Source organism: Vibrio brasiliensis LMG 20546 (assembly GCF_000189255.1).
In the GTDB taxonomy this organism is placed as follows: domain Bacteria; phylum Pseudomonadota; class Gammaproteobacteria; order Enterobacterales; family Vibrionaceae; genus Vibrio; species Vibrio brasiliensis.
Map to the genome: position 1 here is coordinate 97,103 of NZ_AEVS01000081.1, position 16,226 is coordinate 113,328.

Annotated in this window: 13 protein-coding genes; 10 read left to right on the forward strand and 3 right to left on the reverse strand. The window is 45.0% G+C overall.

Translation table 11 applies throughout. The annotated features are described in order from the left end of the window. Window positions 1-98 precede the first annotated feature (98 nt). A complete protein-coding gene (locus tag RH46_RS16005) occupies window positions 99-1,742 on the reverse strand; it encodes a methyl-accepting chemotaxis protein (protein ID WP_006880554.1) in 1,644 nt (547 codons plus the stop codon). A gap of 358 nt (window positions 1,743-2,100) precedes the next feature. Between RH46_RS16005 and RH46_RS16010 the strand changes: the two genes are divergently transcribed. From RH46_RS16010 to RH46_RS16055, 10 genes are all read left to right on the forward strand, one after another. After that, window positions 2,101-2,922, forward strand: coding sequence for a phosphate ABC transporter substrate-binding protein (locus RH46_RS16010; protein WP_006880555.1), 822 nt, complete (start codon window positions 2,101-2,103; stop codon window positions 2,920-2,922). 103 nt (window positions 2,923-3,025) lie between these two features. After that, window positions 3,026-3,955, forward strand: coding sequence for a phosphate ABC transporter permease subunit PstC (pstC, locus tag RH46_RS16015; RefSeq protein WP_006880556.1), 930 nt, complete (start codon window positions 3,026-3,028; stop codon window positions 3,953-3,955). A 50-nt stretch (window positions 3,956-4,005) separates the two neighbouring features. Beyond that, entirely contained in the window at window positions 4,006-4,869 is an 864-nt protein-coding gene (gene pstA / locus RH46_RS16020) for a phosphate ABC transporter permease PstA (protein ID WP_006880557.1), read from the forward strand. Window positions 4,870-4,919: 50 nt separating this feature from the next. Beyond that, the gene (pstB, locus tag RH46_RS16025; RefSeq protein WP_006880558.1) at window positions 4,920-5,669 is read left to right on the forward strand and encodes a phosphate ABC transporter ATP-binding protein PstB; all 750 of its coding nucleotides are present in this window, start codon (window positions 4,920-4,922) and stop codon (window positions 5,667-5,669) included. A 249-nt stretch (window positions 5,670-5,918) separates the two neighbouring features. Beyond that, on the forward strand, window positions 5,919-6,467 hold the full coding sequence (locus RH46_RS16030; protein ID WP_006880559.1) for a FapB/FapC family functional amyloid domain-containing protein: 549 nt from the start codon (window positions 5,919-5,921) through the stop codon (window positions 6,465-6,467). A 26-nt stretch (window positions 6,468-6,493) separates the two neighbouring features. After that, window positions 6,494-10,327: a beta strand repeat-containing protein gene (locus tag RH46_RS16035; RefSeq protein ID WP_006880560.1), complete on the forward strand. Its 3,834-nt coding sequence runs from the start codon at window positions 6,494-6,496 to the stop codon at window positions 10,325-10,327. A 63-nt stretch (window positions 10,328-10,390) separates the two neighbouring features. After that, window positions 10,391-11,080, forward strand: coding sequence for a C39 family peptidase (locus tag RH46_RS16040; protein ID WP_006880561.1), 690 nt, complete (start codon window positions 10,391-10,393; stop codon window positions 11,078-11,080). Window positions 11,081-11,092: 12 nt separating this feature from the next. Then, on the forward strand, window positions 11,093-11,767 hold the full coding sequence (locus RH46_RS16045; RefSeq protein ID WP_006880562.1) for a hypothetical protein: 675 nt from the start codon (window positions 11,093-11,095) through the stop codon (window positions 11,765-11,767). A 98-nt stretch (window positions 11,768-11,865) separates the two neighbouring features. Next, entirely contained in the window at window positions 11,866-13,254 is a 1,389-nt protein-coding gene (locus RH46_RS16050; RefSeq protein ID WP_006880563.1) for a transporter family protein, read from the forward strand. Window positions 13,255-13,273: 19 nt separating this feature from the next. Further along, entirely contained in the window at window positions 13,274-14,635 is a 1,362-nt protein-coding gene (locus RH46_RS16055; RefSeq protein WP_006880564.1) for a sigma-54 dependent transcriptional regulator, read from the forward strand. Here the strand turns inward: RH46_RS16055 and RH46_RS16060 are convergent. Both RH46_RS16060 and RH46_RS16065 read right to left on the reverse strand, forming a co-directional pair. Beyond that, window positions 14,632-15,735 carry a GGDEF domain-containing protein gene (locus RH46_RS16060; RefSeq protein ID WP_006880565.1) on the reverse strand — a complete coding sequence of 368 codons (1,104 nt, stop codon included), beginning with the start codon at window positions 15,733-15,735 and terminating at the stop codon, window positions 14,632-14,634. The two genes, RH46_RS16055 and RH46_RS16060, sit on opposite strands and share 4 nt — an antisense overlap. Beyond that, window positions 15,719-16,204, reverse strand: coding sequence for a putative pterin-binding protein (locus RH46_RS16065; RefSeq protein WP_040896030.1), 486 nt, complete (start codon window positions 16,202-16,204; stop codon window positions 15,719-15,721). Before RH46_RS16065 ends, RH46_RS16060 begins: the two co-directional genes overlap by 17 nt. Window positions 16,205-16,226: the final 22 nt, after the last annotated feature.

Genomic DNA, 16,226 nt, shown 5'->3' on the forward strand with positions numbered 1-16,226 from the left:
AAGATAACAAAAAGGGTTGCCAGTTTGGCAACCCTTTTTCGTTTTAATCACCGATGTTTAATCGGCGATTAAAAGACTTTTTCATAACGGTTTAGAGATTAAACCTTGAAGAAACCTAATTGCTGTTTCTGGTTTTCCGCCAGGTTAGATAGCTCTTGGCTTGCCGCTGCAGACTGAGTAATACCCGTTACGTTTTGGCTTACTAACTCATAGATGTTACCAAGGTTAGTGTTGATGTCCGCCGTTACCTGGCCTTGCTCTTCTGATGCGACCGCTACTTGTGCGTTGAGCGTCGTTAGCTCAGAAATAGAGGTACTGATGTTGTGTAGTGCACTGCGTACTTGTTCGGCTTGTTGTTGATTCTGCGCGAGTAGCTCCAGGCTTGAACTCATGCTGTCATTGGCCGTGCCTGACTGAGTTTGCAGTTCTTCAATGATAACCTGAATTTCTTTGGTTGATTCCTGAGTACGTGCGGCCAGCATACGAACTTCATCTGCAACCACAGCAAAGCCGCGACCACTTTCACCTGCACGTGCTGCTTCAATCGCCGCATTAAGTGCCAGTAAGTTAGTCTGCTCTGAGATACTTTCGATTACCTCAATCACTTTACCAATCTGCTCAGATTGCTCTTTCAGGTTGGTTACAACATTGGCAGCTTGTGCTAGCTGATCAGCCATCTTAATGCTTGCGCGAGTATTCTGTTCAAATATCTCCAGGCTTTCACGAGCCATTTTGTTTGCGCTGTTCGATGCTTCGTCAGCTAAGTTGGCATTCTGTGTGACTTCAGAAGCGGTACTTTCCATCTGGTTTATCGCCGAAGCAACCTGTTCAACTTCGTTCTTTTCCTGATCCGAGTTGACACTAGACTGAGTCATTACCGCGGCAAGTTCTGTCGATGCTGAAGCAACATCTACACTGATTCTAACCAGAGAATCTACCGTTGTTTTTAGCTGGCCAACCGTAGAGTTAAAGTCGCGTGAAAGGGCAGTGATTTCGTTGTCGCCTTCCTCTGCTACTTTAACGCGTAGATTGCCTTCAGCCAGCTCTTTCATTGCATTTTGCAACTGCTTAATTGGCGTAACAATGATGCCTGCCAGTAACCAACTGATCGCGAAAGCAGCCAGTAGTACTGCCGCTAAGCCAAGTACAGAGTTAAACATCACATCTGAGTGAATCTTTTCATTGTGTTCGACTTCAGCCAGAGCAAGCTGGTTAAGCTTTTTCGACAGCTTATCAATCGCTTCGACCATATCTTTACCTTTATCGCGGTAAATGCCAGAAGCCTGATTGTACTGGTTGTCAAAGTCACTTGAAGTCACTGACTGGCTATGCTTTTTGTTTAATAGTGGGATCATTGTGCTGATTGAGTAACTGACGTAGTTCTCAATCGCCATTTCCATTTGTTCGATTTCAGCCTTCAGACCGTCGATATCTCTTAGATTGTCTAGTAGGCGTAGGTTCTCTGTCTGCTTTGAGCGCAGAGTTTGCTGCAACTGAGCAACATCATCGGCGCGGAACAGGCTGTAGATTGCCTTAATACGCATACCGTAGGTGTTATCGATGATCTTGGTGAGTTCATCTTTATGTTGGATAACGTCGTTGGTCGAGACGGTCACCTGATTAAAAGCGTGCTTTAGGGTAGTCGTGCTGTAGCTAATGCCTGCAATAAGAAGCAGTATTGTAAATACTACAGGCACAACAACTTGCAGCTTGATGGATAAGCCACTTAATAACTGGCGCATGAAAGGTCCTCTTCTGAATAGATAGATTGTTATTTATTATATTTTTGTATGAGAATTATTCTAATTTGCATTATTGATAATGCAATCGATAATTGCGGTCATTGTAAATGATCGCGGTGTGTAGGTTAAATAGGAAATTGTATTATTTTACATGTGGTTACAGTACAAACTTTACCCGCATGGAGTGTTGAATAACTTTGATTTACAATTTTCTTTCACTGATTTTTGATAAGGGCTAAATAATTTCACCTGTCATAGAGGCTTAAACTAAGTGAAACACAACTGTCATATTTGAGTCCTAAAGTGGGCACCGTTCAAGTGAAACACAACGGCAATAAAGCCACTTAAGGAAATTGTGATGAAAAAGACAGTAATCGGTGCAATCGCACTTCTAGGCGCAATGGCAGTGACTTCAGTTTCTGCTAAAGAAACTATCTCTGCAGTGGGTTCTAGCAGCGTTACTCCACTGATGGAAGTTTTCTCTGAAACATATATGAAGACACACAACAACGTGTTTATCGAAGTTCAAGGCCCTGGCTCTTCTGCTGGTGTAAAAGCAGCGAAAAACGGTAGCGCGGACTTAGGTATGTCTTCACGTAACCTAAAAGATTCTGAAAAAGAGCCGGCTCTTAAAGAACTAACAGTTGCACTAGACGGTATCGCAGTTGTTGTAAACCCTAAGAACAAGCTAGGTAAACTGACCGCTGAGCAAGTAACAGCAATCTACAAAGGCGACATTACTAACTGGAAAGATGTTGGTGGTGCAGATAAGCCAATCGTTGCTATCACTCGTGATACAGCTTCAGGTACTCGTGGTGCTTTTGAAGACATCATGAAGCTGAAAAAGAAAATCTCTGGTAAGAAAGTTTCTGCAATTTCTCAGCGCGCTCAAGTTGCAAACGGCAACGGTGCTCTGAAAACTATGGTTGCTTCAAACCCTTACGCTATCGGCTACATCTCTCTAGGTACTGTAGACAACTCAGTAAATGCGCTATCAATTGACGGTGTTGAAGCAAACGTTGATAACGTGAAGAACGGTTCTTACAAAGTCGCTCGCCCATTCCTAGTGCTTTACAAAGAAGGTAAACCATCTGCTGAAACTCAGAAGTTCCTGGATTGGATGGTAACGCCGGAAGCACAAACTCTTGTAGACCAGAAAGGCTACATCTCAGTTAACTAATTTTAGTTGACCATCTAACAAATTTGCTCAGCCCACCTTTTCGGGCTGAGCGTTTTCAATCCATTTCGACTCTGCTCTGCAGCTCGAACTGTGAGATTTTCATATGACCATCGCAAATAGTGAAAAGCTTATGAATACTGAAGCGACTCAACTTAATAAGTCAGGTCTGCGTGCTCAAAAGCGTGTAGATTGGAAAGAGCGTATCTTTCACGGCCTATTTTTAACCAGTGCGGTTATCGGTATTGTCTCTCTAGCGGTTATCGCTTACTTCATTGTTAAAGAAAGTATCCCTGCATTCCAGGAAGCTGGTGTCTCGGGCATCGTTTTAGGCCAGGACTGGTTACCGCCAGCGCTTTACGGCGTCGCAACTATGATCGTTGCTTCTGTGGTCTCTACTTTAGGTGCGGTTGTTGTTGGTGTGCCTATCGGTGTGCTTACGGCTATCTATATTGCAGAAATTGCACCTAAACGAGTCGCCGATATTATCCGACCAGCGGTAGAGCTGTTGGCCGGTATCCCTTCGGTTGTCTATGGTTTCTTTGGTTTGGTAATCATTGTTCCGCTCATCCAAAATATCTTTAATGTACCAGCGGGTAACACCATTCTGGCGGGTATCATCGTACTTGGCGTGATGATTCTTCCTACGGTTATTACTGTATCAGAGACTTCAATCCGCGCGGTTCCCCGTACGTACAAAGAGGGCTCTCTAGCACTCGGCGCTTCGAAAATCTTCACTATCTTTAAGCTGCTTGTTCCAGCGGCAAGAAGCGGCATTATGACAGGCGTGATTCTGGGTATTGGTCGTGCTCTTGGTGAAACAATGGCCATCATCATGGTGATGGGTAATGCGCCAGCGATGCCAGAAGGTATCCTTGATTCAGCGCGTACTCTGACTGCCAACATTGCAATTGAAATGTCTTACGCAAGTGGTGTTCACGCCAACGCACTATACGCAACAGGTGTTGTTCTGCTGGTGTTTATTATGTCTCTAAATGCGGTTCTTCTTTACCTGAACCGTGAGAAAGCGAGGTAATAACAATGTCTCAAACAACGCAATCACCTAACACGTTAAAGGGCGCGCAAATGGATACCGCAAAGCTGAAAAAAGCTCGTCAGACCAAAGATAATATCTTGAATGCTTTTGTATGGGCGTCTGCTGCACTCACGGTAGGTTTCCTGTTCTGGATTATTTGGTACATCTTATCGAATGGTCTTCAGCATGTAGATTGGGCGTTCGTAACCGATAACTACACCGCAACTGGGGAAGAGAAGGGTATCTTCCCGATGATAGTGTCGACCCTATACATGGTAATCGCTTCAATCGCGGTTGCGGCGCCATTGGGCATTATGACCGCAATCTACCTGACTGAATACGCTAAAGTAGGCAGTCGATTGGTTAAGGTTATTCGTTTCTGTACTGAGTCACTGGCGGGTATTCCATCGATCATCTTCGGTCTGTTTGGTATGACTTTCTTTGTCGCGATCCTAGGCCTTGGTTTCTCAATTCTGTCGGGCGCTTTAACACTGAGTATTCTTATTCTGCCGGTTATTATTCGTACCACAGAAGAAGCGTTAATGGCGGTACCGCAAACCTATCGCGAAGGTTCTTACGCGTTAGGGTCTTCAAAAATTTACACCATCTGGCGTCTAATCTTACCAAGTGCGACTCCAGGTATCTTAACTTCGGTCATTCTAAGTATTGGTCGTGTAATTGGTGAATCAGCACCTGTTTTCTTAACAGCAGGTATGGTGGCGCGAATTCCTGATTCGTTGCTCGACTCAGGTCGCACCCTAACCGTTCACTTATATAAGCTAACCACTGAGTTGTTCACCATTGAAGAGTGGAATCAGGCATACGGTACAGCAACGGTACTGATTGTTGTGGTCTTGCTGATCAACATGACGACTAAATTTATCGCCAGTCGTTTTAACAAAGCAACCTACTAAGCTTCTTTGCACAGTTAGATACCAATTACAGAATTTAAGAGATTAAGAAAATGAACAAGTTTAACATCGAAAACCTAGATCTATTTTACGGTGATAACCAAGCACTGAAGTCAATTAACCTACCTGTTCCTGAGCGTCAGGTAACGGCTCTGATTGGTCCATCTGGTTGTGGTAAATCGACCTTATTGCGTTGTCTGAACCGCATGAACGATCTGATTGAAGGTGTAAAGATCACTGGTCGTTTAGAAATGGATGGTGATGATATCTACGGCAATATCGACGTTGCTGACCTGCGTATTAAAGTGGGTATGGTTTTCCAGAAGCCAAACCCATTCCCAATGAGTATTTATGAAAACGTCGCCTACGGTCTCCGTGCTCAAGGCATCAAGGATAAGAAGTATATCGACCAAGTAGTTGAACGCTCTTTGCGTGGTGCAGCTTTATGGGATGAAGTGAAAGACCGCCTTAAGTCGCATGCGTTTGGCCTATCTGGTGGTCAGCAGCAGCGACTATGTATTGCACGTACGATTGCGATGGAACCGGATGTGATCCTGATGGATGAACCAACGTCGGCTCTGGATCCTATTGCGACTCATAAAATTGAAGAGTTAATGGAAGAACTGAAAAAGAACTACACCATTGTTATCGTCACTCACTCAATGCAGCAGGCGCGTCGTATCTCAGACCGTACCGCTTTCTTCCTGATGGGTGAGCTTGTCGAACATAATGATACTCAGGTTATCTTCAGCACACCAAAAGATGACCGTACTAAAGGTTATGTAAACGGCGACTTCGGTTAACCAGTTACTGGCAAAAAAAATTATAACTATAAGCGATGGTACTTTGCCCCTCTATATGAGGGGCTTTTTTATGTCAGTAGAAAACAGACTGACTGTTTCACATGTGTCTCATCTGTCTCACTACACTGTCTCAGATGAGACTGATACATATATGAAATATAATTAAGTAATTGATTCTTATGGTTTAATTTTTTGGCATGAGCGTTGCTCTACCTAATGTGAATCCGAATTGGCTTCAGGTTAGGGATAATGCATAAAGTAATTCTGATAATAACAAGTTTATTTAGCCTTCAACTCTCGGCACAAGATTTAGTCACTTTAGGTCCGTCCACGTTTCAAGGGGCGGAAGGGGCTATTGCCGTCAATATCGCTGCTGGTGAACACAATGTTCAAAGCAGTAACTTTGTCTACTCTGCTCAGGGTGACTATGAGTTAACTATCATCTCGTCATCGCAAAGTTCAGAGATCGCTTCTTCAGCTTCGGCATCCATCGAATCAGGTGCATTCGATAATGCTGGTGGCTATATCAGTGCCAACCTAGCGGCTGGTAATAGTAATCAGCAGCATAACATCATCATTTTCGCCCCTAGCTCTGAAGTGAGCTGGGAAGTGGCTGATCTCAGCTCTCAGTCAGCAGCGATCTCTGATCGAGGATATTCAGAGAAAGGTGATGACCTTTCAGTCGACATCGCTCCACTTGCTCTAAACGGAGCTAGCGGAGTTATTCAAATGAGCCAAATCGCCGGTAGTGGCAATACCGTGCGCAATACATTCCAAATGCCAACAACCATAAATTAATCTCAATGAAATGAGGAAAAAACACCATGGAAAAACAATGGAATAAGGTACCGTTAGCGGTAATCATCGGAACGATCCTATCTGCGCCTGCCTATGCAGATGGGCTTGAAGTAGAGGCCAATAATTTACAGATCTCTGCGGACAACTGGGTGGATGTAACATTTGATGCTCCAGGTGTTTCCGATACGGGAATCACAAATAACGCCTCATTAAGCAGTGGTGCATTTGATGATGCAAGAGGGGTTGTGCATTCAAACGTTGCTGCGGGATTTTATAACCAAGGTAGCAACCAAGCCTCTATGGGTACACGCGCTGAAGGTAATTTAGATGAGGCTGCTTCAGTTAGAGCTGGCTCTGCGCAAGCCAGCAGTGGTGAAAACCTGTCGATGAAAAAAGACTTTGGTGGCGATAATGACAACAGTGCAACTTTAGACGGTGCATTTAAGGGTGCCAAAGGCGTTATCGGCACAAACGTTGCTGCGGGTGTTTCAAACTTGCAGACCAATAATGTTGCTATGGGTAATGCCGAAGATGCTAGCGAACTAACATTGACAGCAGCCTCTGAACAATACCTTGGATTTGCGCGTACTGATGGTGGCGACGTTGAAGGAAACACGGTTAACTCACTAGGTGCGGACAATGTCGCAAAAGTTCAGGGGGGCGCGTTTGACGGTGCTAACGGCATTGGTGGAGCTAACGTTACTTCAGGGATGGCTAACCAACAAGCTAACTCTGTCGCTTTAGCCAACTTTGTTACTGTTGGTTCAGGTGATCCTTCTGAAGGAGATCCAGCTGCAAATATTGGTGAGACATTAGGTGTTGATGGACTTCCTGCTAACACTAATAACAAGCAACCTTTAGATAACCAAACTGAAGTGACAAGCGTTACTCTGACATCGAAAGGTAAACAGACTCTGGATGGAAATAGCGTAACAGTTGATGGCGACCCGCATCAATTCCAGAACAACACGTCATTGGTCGATAATGTGTTTAACGCAGTAAAAGGCATATTTGGTCTTAACGTGGCTTCCGGCGATCTCAATGCACAAAGCAACAATGTGTCGCTAGGTGTAACGGCGCTACCTGACCCAGATACTGGTAGTACAGTTAACGTAAATGCTCTTGCCGAGCAAAGTGTACAAAATAACTCGGTGAGCTATACCAATAACGATGGTAACAACAATAACCCATCAACCAATGATGCCACTATTTCACAGAGTTTTGTTGGTGCGAATGGTATCGTTGGTGCTAACGCTGCTGCGGGGCAAAACAATGCTCAAACCAACAACGTTGCGGTAGCGGTGACTGAGCCTAATGGTAACGGACCTGTTGATGCTGTAAGTGTAGTTGCATCGTCAACGCAATCTGTCACATCTAATACATTAACTCAGAAGCAAGACGATAGCCTTGGTCAGGTGACCAATAATGCCACTATCAATAATGGCTCTTTCTCTGACTCACAAGGCATCGTAGGCGCTAACGCTGCAGCTGGTCAGTTCAATGCCCAGTCTAACCAGGTGAGTGTTGCCTCCGTTGCTGGTTGGATAGACTCACAATCTGGAACTAGTGGAGTTGTTAAGGCTAATTCCGAACAAACAGTTTCAGGTAATGCCATGGCGACAGAGGGAGCGGGTAACTACGAAGCGACTTCAAACGCGACATTAACAGGTGACGCGCTAGATAATATTACCGGTATTACTGGTGCGAATATCGCAGCAGGTCAAGGTAATGCGCAAACGAATAATGTTGCAATGAGCAGTGCATACGGTGATGTCGACTCTTCTGAAGTAGTGGCGGAGAGTACACAAAACGTCACTCAGTCAGATATTTCACCAGACAGTGAATCGGACTTAACGTCAAGCGCAACTATTAGTTCTAACTTCTCGAGTGACGTTTCAGGCATCATGGGCGTCAATGTGGCGTCAGGTCAGTCCAATGTGCAATCTAATAATGTCGCCTTGGCTTCGTATAACGACCAGAATGAATCTACAGCAGATGCTCTTCAAGTTGAAGCAACCAGTCAGCAAGCAGTGACTTCAAATGATGTCTTTGCTAGTGGTAATGGTTATATCGATAACGATGCGTCGATTGATGGTTCGTTCAACGGTGGAGCCAGCGGTGTTGTTGGTGTTAACGTCACGTCGGGCCAAGCTAATGCAGCAAGTAACAACGTTGCACTTGGTTTATATGCAAGCAATCCTCAAGATAACTCTCAGGGTGATTTAATCAAGGCCAAAGCAAGCTCAGATCAATCGGTTGTTGGTAATACTAATAGAATCGCTCAAGGTAGCGAAGCTCCAATCAGTAATACAGCGTCAATTACCAACTCATTCACAAATGGAGCGTCCGGCGTGGTTGGCGTGAACAACGCGGCTGGTCAAGGTAACGCTCAGGCGAATAACGTAGCGATTGCCTTAGATGAATCATCGGATGACGGTGCTGGCGCAGGTTCAGTTATTGCGGCGTCAAATCAGGATGTCATCAGCAATAATACCATTTCGGATATCCAAGAAGGCATTGCAGTTTCGAACCAAGCAACGCTAGATGGTTCATTCACAGGTGTGTCGGGTGTTGTTGGAGTTAACCTGTCATCAGGCCAAACTAACGCGCAAGCTAACAATGTGGCGATTAGTAATGGCTCTGGCGGTGGTGAAACTAACCCATTCTCTAAACAGGACGGTATTGACACGACATCAAGCTTTAGTGGTGTGCTAGCGGCAAGCATTCAAGAGATTGATGGTAGTGATGTGACGTTAGGAGCGAGTGATACGGTTTCGGAAAATGTTGCGACACTTACAGGTTCGTTTGACAACGCAAGTGGTGTAATTGGTGCTAACGTTACTGCTGGGCAGGCTAACGCGCAATCGAACAATGTGGCGATGGCGGCTGATGGTCAGTCTGGTTCGCAAGATGGCACATTAGCAGCGGCTGCAGTCAGCCTACAAGAGTTCGATGAAGTTGATGTATCACTGGGAAGTGGCTTCGAAAATAGCGCGACACTAACCGAATCGTTCAATAATGGTACTAAAGGTATCGTCGGTGCTAACGTATCTTCTGGTCAGGCAAACGCTCAAACCAACAACGTAGCACTTTCTTCAAATGATGGTCAGCCGTCAGTAGCGGTTGCGGGGAGTGCTCAGGTTATCGGTGCACAGCTAAATGGCTCTGGTACTGGTAATACGGGTACAAATAATCCAATGACTGTGACTAATGAGCTGTTTGCAAGTGAAGCTACTCTGTCGAATTCATTTGAGGATGCTAAAGGTATCTTAGGTGTAAACATTGCTTCAGGTCAGCTAAATGCTCAGGCTAACAATGTTGCCGCTTCAGTAACAGGTACCGATGCTGGTGCTCCTACTGGTGCAATCAACGTCCAGGCTGCGGTTATTAATGAAGTGAACTACAACGCAACGGGGGCATACACGGCAGTACTTGGTGAAAATGCATTCAACGGTGCGTCGGGTGTGATTGGTACCAACATGGCGGTCGGAGTAGCGAATGGTCAAAGCAATAACGTTGCAATGCAAATAGCTGATGGCAATACCTCTGGTCCGGCTGTAGCAGCTAACATTCAAGGTTCGTTTGCGAATGGAGCAGCAACTAGAACAACAACTGGAGCGGTTGATGTTGATGGTATGGCTGAATTTGCAGGCCTTGCTGTTGAGAGTGTACAGCTAAGTAAGTTTGCAGTGTCTGATAATGGTACTGGTAGTAACAGTGACCTGGTCAGTGTAGGCAATACAGCGACAATCAAAAACAGCTACAACGGTGCTAAAGGCGTTATTGGCGTTAACGTAGCGTCAGGTTTAGGTAACCTGCAAAGCAACAATGTTACGCTTGTCGCTTCACGCGGCAACTAACGACATGGTGTAAATATCGAAATGCCCTCTTCGGAGGGCATCCTTTTAAGTTTAAGGAAAACTATGAAATTTTGTCTTTTGACTGTTGGATTATGTCTGTCGACCCTGACTCAAGCGGCCACGGTTTACCTTGATGGTCTGGTACCTGGGGTAGGTTCGATGCAGAAGGAAGTGGTCAGCATCAAAGAGAGAAAGTTTCTGAATATCGTACGACAACAAACCGACTTTTCTTGTGGTGCCGCCTCACTAGCTACCTTACTTCGCTATGGATACAACATAGATACTGATGAACAAAGGGTAATGAACGGAATGTTTCAGGTATCGGATGCGACAGCGGCGAGAAAGCTTGGTTTTTCAATGTTGGACATCAAGAACTATGTCGAACAAGGATTGGGCATGAGGGTTCAAGGTTACAATATTCCGGCGGATAAGCTCAGTGCCTTGCCTATTCCAACCATCGTCTTGTTAGACATTAAAGGATACCGTCATTTTGTCGTGCTAAAGAGAGTGGATAAGAGTGGCAATGTCTATATCGCAGACCCTGCACTCGGCAACCTGACTATGTCTGTTGAACAGTTTACTCAGGGTTGGCAAGGGGTTGTGCTGGCAGTAGTTGGTCAGGGGTATGATCAAAGCTCGCCTTTAGCCATGCCTTCTCCACCGCTCACGGTACGTTCCCTGGAGGATCAGTTTGCTCCGGTAACGGCCTTTAACTTAATGGATTTTGGCTTCAATGCATCGGAGTTGTTCTAAAAGGGAAACACAATGAAGATCAAATGTTTGGCAGCTTGTCTGTTTACCTGCTTTCAGGCTAATGCGGCGGTTGACTGGCAATCAATGCAAGCAACCTTGGTAGATGAGCAGCAACTATCGACGATGCGTGGTAAGTATCGTGTCGCTCGCTCTGGAGAGGATCTCTATTTTGGGGTTCGGATGATTACTCATTGGAGTGATTCGAGCTCATCGGGATCTGCGGGAATGGACGTTGTGGTAAATGGTAGGGATGTCAGTGTTACTCCTCTGGATGGGAGTGATTTACAAAACAGTGTCGATGACAACGGAATCCATGGCAATGGTTCAGGAATGGTTCAATTGGTTCAAATTGCAGGGAATGGCAACTCGGCAAGCAATGACTCTGAGCTGAAGCTGGTGGATAGTGGCGGGTTAACCTCAACGTCATTATCGGATTCCTCGCAAGTTGAATACTATCAAGTTTCCGGTGGTGAGAATCGGGTTGGCTATAAAGTGACCATTGGAGAGAGCATTGCAATCCAGGAAATCCGCAGCTTGAAATCGGCTCATGGAGCGTATCAAGGAATAAAACTTAGAGGTGATGATCTGGTGGTTCAGAACCAAATGTTAATGGAAGTAAAAATTCCTGACTCGTGGAAGCAAAGTCGAGACTTGATGGTATCTCATTCATTATTAAAGGGATTATAAGCAAACCGCATGTGCTTCTAATTGATATCTCACTTTTGAAACAGTAAATAATTATAAATTAACTTAACATCAAGCGAGTTCATATCCGGGAGGTGAATATGAAAAGGAGCTCGCTTACGATAGGTTGCCTGATCGCAACTAGCAGCCCTGTCATGCATCTGCATGCCAATGATCAAGTGGACGCTTTATCTCAGCAACTGGCTGAACAAAAAGCGGCGAATGAAGCATTAAAAGCTCAGTTGCAGCAACAGCAGCAGGTGATGCAGCAGGTTATTCAAGCAGTGAATAACCATCAACAAGTGCTTATCAACCATCAGGGAAATATTGATAGCCTAGTCAAAAAGAACCAGCGCGTTTCTGCGGAAATGAAATCTCAACTTAATGGTGATAAGCAACAAAACGTCCTATCACGTCCTGAGAAAGTTGCTATCGATGCAACGGCTGGCTCTGCCCAGACAGCCCGCCCAGAGACTCAGACTGCCAACACTCAAACTCCGAAAGCTAAGCCGACTAATGCCACTAAGCCTCAAGAGTCGAGCCAGAAAAGCCGCAGTGCAGAAGATGTATACCAAGAAGCGGGTAATGTCTTTACACGTAAGTTCACTCTGGAAACTGCTTTTCGTTACAGCTATTTCGATCGAAAGGATCTTGCCTTAAGTGGCTTTCTGGCACTGGATTCGATTTTCCTTGGTGACATCAACTTAGATAGAGTTCGTTCTAACACCTTCAACTTAGACTTTTCTGGACGTTACACTATCGATGATCGCTGGCAGGCTGAACTCAGTATTCCGACGGTTTACCGCTGGTCAGATTATGAAACTGTGGGTCAGAATAACTCTAGCGACGGTTTAGAATCAGGCAAGGTATCGAGTTCGGGCATTGGGGATATCAGTGCAGGTATATACTACCGTGTGCTAAAAGAGACCACAGACTCGCCTGATTTAGTATGGAACTTTCGGGTTACAGCCCCAACCGGTAAAGATCCATATGGTATCGCGACCTCATCATCCCAGTCTGGCAACCTTAACGTTCCCGATGACCTGCCAACGGGTAATGGAGTGTGGGGGTTAGGTACTGGGATCTCGATTGTTAAAACCTACGACCCTGCCATCGTATTCTTAAACCTTAACTATACTCACCAGTTAGAAGAACAGTTTGACGACATCAGCAGTGCAGCAGGTAATCAGTCTGGCAGCGTTAAGCTTGGTGATAGCTGGGATTATGGTCTGGGTGTTGCTTTTGCCATTAGTGAGCGTATGAGTCTGGCAATTAACTTTAGTCAGTCTATGAGCAACACCTCCAGACAAAGATTGGATGGCGGTGATTGGGTCGAGGTCATCGGCAGCGATGGCAATAGTGCCACATTGGGCATTGGCTCAACCATGGCTCTGTCGAAGAACCTGAGTATGGTGACTCAAGTCAGCTCCGGATTGAGTGATGATGCTGCGGATTACGCCATAAGCATCCGTTTCCCTTACCGATTCTAATAGCGATAAAGGTTTTTATATGCGAGAAGAACAAGCGGTATCGATATTAGTTATTTCGCGTGATCACCAACTATGGTCAGGCATTTTGTCTGAACAGGGTTGGGGCTATCGTATCGTCGCATCTGTCGATACTGCAAAAGAGATATTAAAAAATGTCCACAGGCTGGTCGTGGTGTTCGATTTTTCCTGTGGTCGATACCAGTGCAAACAGTTAGAAGCATTGCATGGCATTGGTATGGGGGTTCGCACTATCGCTTACCTCGATAAGACACAAAAAGATTTACTGACCTGTGAAGAGCTTAATTACATTTCGTACTATTGTGTTGATTACTACACCAGTCCACTGCCACAAGAAATGGTGGTCAAAACTTTAGGTCATCAGGTAGGAATGCTTGATCTCAAGAGTAACTCAGTCGCTAAATCTAAGACGAATGTCATTGAGGGAAAAGCGATCTCGTTGATTGGAGATTCTCCGGTAATACACCGACTGAGACGGCAGATAGCGAAGGTCGCACCAACTGACGTGAACACCTTAATTTGTGGTGAAAGCGGTACAGGCAAAGAGCTCGTAGCACGAGCAATTCATGATGCTTCTTCGCGCGCAAGTGAGACGTTTGTTGCGGTTAACTGTGGCGCCCTGAATGAACAATTAGTGCATTCAGAGTTGTTTGGTCATGAAAAGGGAGCCTTTACGGGAGCAAGTACCAGTCGGACAGGTAAAATAGCTCTGGCGCACAATGGTACTCTGTTTCTGGATGAGATTGGCGACCTGCCACTTACACAGCAAGCTAATCTATTACGCTTTTTACAGGAAGGCACCATTGATGTTTTAGGTGGGAGTGAGCCTGTCAGGGTTAACGTGCGTGTGGTCGCTGCTACCCATGTTGACTTAGAACAAGCGGTTAAAGAAGGACGTTTTCGCCAGGATCTTTACTTTAGATTAAATGTCCTTCGGGTCAATGCACCTGCTTTGCGGGATAGAGGTCAGGACATATTACTCTTGGCGTTATTCTTTATGAACAAATTCAGTAAGGAATATAGCTGTGATATTTCTCACTTCGATGAAGGCGCTAAACAAAGGTTACTGTGTTACCACTGGCCCGGGAATGTACGAGAGCTCATTAACATCGTTAAACGCGCGGTTTTAATGAACGATGCAGGTGTCATATCTGCGGAAGATCTCGATATATCTTCCAGTGTTGCGCTGGCGGCACCTGCAGTGAGTCATAAGGGAGAAAGCTTACGTGATGCATTGTTACTTTATGAAGGTAATGTGCTCGAAGCCTCCAGATATCTGGGTATATCAAGGGCAACTGCTTATCGGATTATAGAAAAGTACAATCTTAAATCAGCGCTAGTTAGGGCAAGAGGGCTTAATTAGCGATTAATTACAGCATGTATTTCGTTCGAGCGCTTATCGGAATACATGCTTATGTCGGCATGAGTCAGCAGTTCTGCTACCTGTTGTGAATCTTCTGGATATCGAGCTATACCAATACTCGTGGTGAGTTCAAAACGCGTTCCATCTTTGATCTTAATCGGTTTGAAGACCTTGTTATGAATCGTTTTCGTCATCTTATTGATGTGAGTTAAATCAATTTGGTCAGATATAACGGCAAATTCATCCCCACCAATTCGATAGCACTCAAGTCCGAGTCGGCTTAATCTACGACTGACGGTTTTTAATACCTGATCACCAGCATAATGGCCATGATAATCGTTGATCTGTTTAAATTTGTTGAGGTCGAGTAACAAAATACTGAACGGCTGCTCTGACTGAGTTCTTTTATTCAGTTCACTAAACATCGCCAAACGGTTTGCAATGCCTGTCAGTGAATCGGTGAGTGATAGCTGTTTATGGTACTCAGACTCTTTATGAAAGATATACATGGCTAAGCAGACACACACGATCAGTAACAGCAATGAGGCAAACTGAATATCGTTAAGATCTCGTGCCTGCTGCATCTGTTCTCGATAGAGAGGACTCTTGATTCGGAAGTTCGTGTTCACATATTGGATCATCGACATATACAGGACGTCGAACTCCTTGCTGACTCGCTCTGTATAGTCTGAGTGCGAGGCCAGTTCGAGACGAGGTTCGAGAGATTTAAACTGACTGAATAAAGTTGAGAAGAAGATCCTGGCACCAGGCATAGCGATATAAGTATCGGCTTCGCGACTGGTCAGCAGTAAATCAAATCGACTCCAGGTTAATTCGTATTTGAGTAGTGCTTTCTGATAGTAGTCTTCACTGCTGGCAGCAAAAGGCAAGATAGAGTTGAGCTCAGAGAATTCCTTACTGAGCTGAAACAGAAACCAGGTCGCCTGATTTTGCTGCTCACTATATGACTGCGCGTGTTGACGAGTTGCAGTCAGAAAATAGAGGTTGGCAACGATAACGATCAGGCTAAGTAAGAGCAGTAGGTACTTGGCTCTTTTTAGAATAGCGGATGAGTGATTATAGTTATTGCGCTGCCACATCTTGGGTTCTATGTATAAGTATCTCGTCTATTTGCCACACCATCTGTGCATGGAAAACGGCGTTATCGATTTCCGGGTACTGGTCTAGATTAAAGACCAGCCAGTACGGACCTTTATTTCGCACTTTCATATTTTTGTTATCGATTTGATACGCAACGATCGGTTGATATTGTTTGATATCTTTGATCTGCGAGCTCGCGGCGTAATCATTTAACGCGATAAAAGACACTGAAAAGGCATCTTCGATACCAAGGTGAGCGAGTAGGTCGGTAATCGTAAATCCAGTGAACTCTTTCTTACCTTCGAACCAGGGAAGGCTAGTGGCAAAACTATGTGCTTCCAGTTGGGTGGTAATTTCCTCGTGAGTAAGAACAACAGGCTGTTGATCCGCGACACGGATGACAAGTTGTGAAGCAAACGCTTGGAAACTCATAAGTGAGACAAGCAATGCACTCCAACACCACCTCATAGGCTCTCCTCAGATAGTTTAT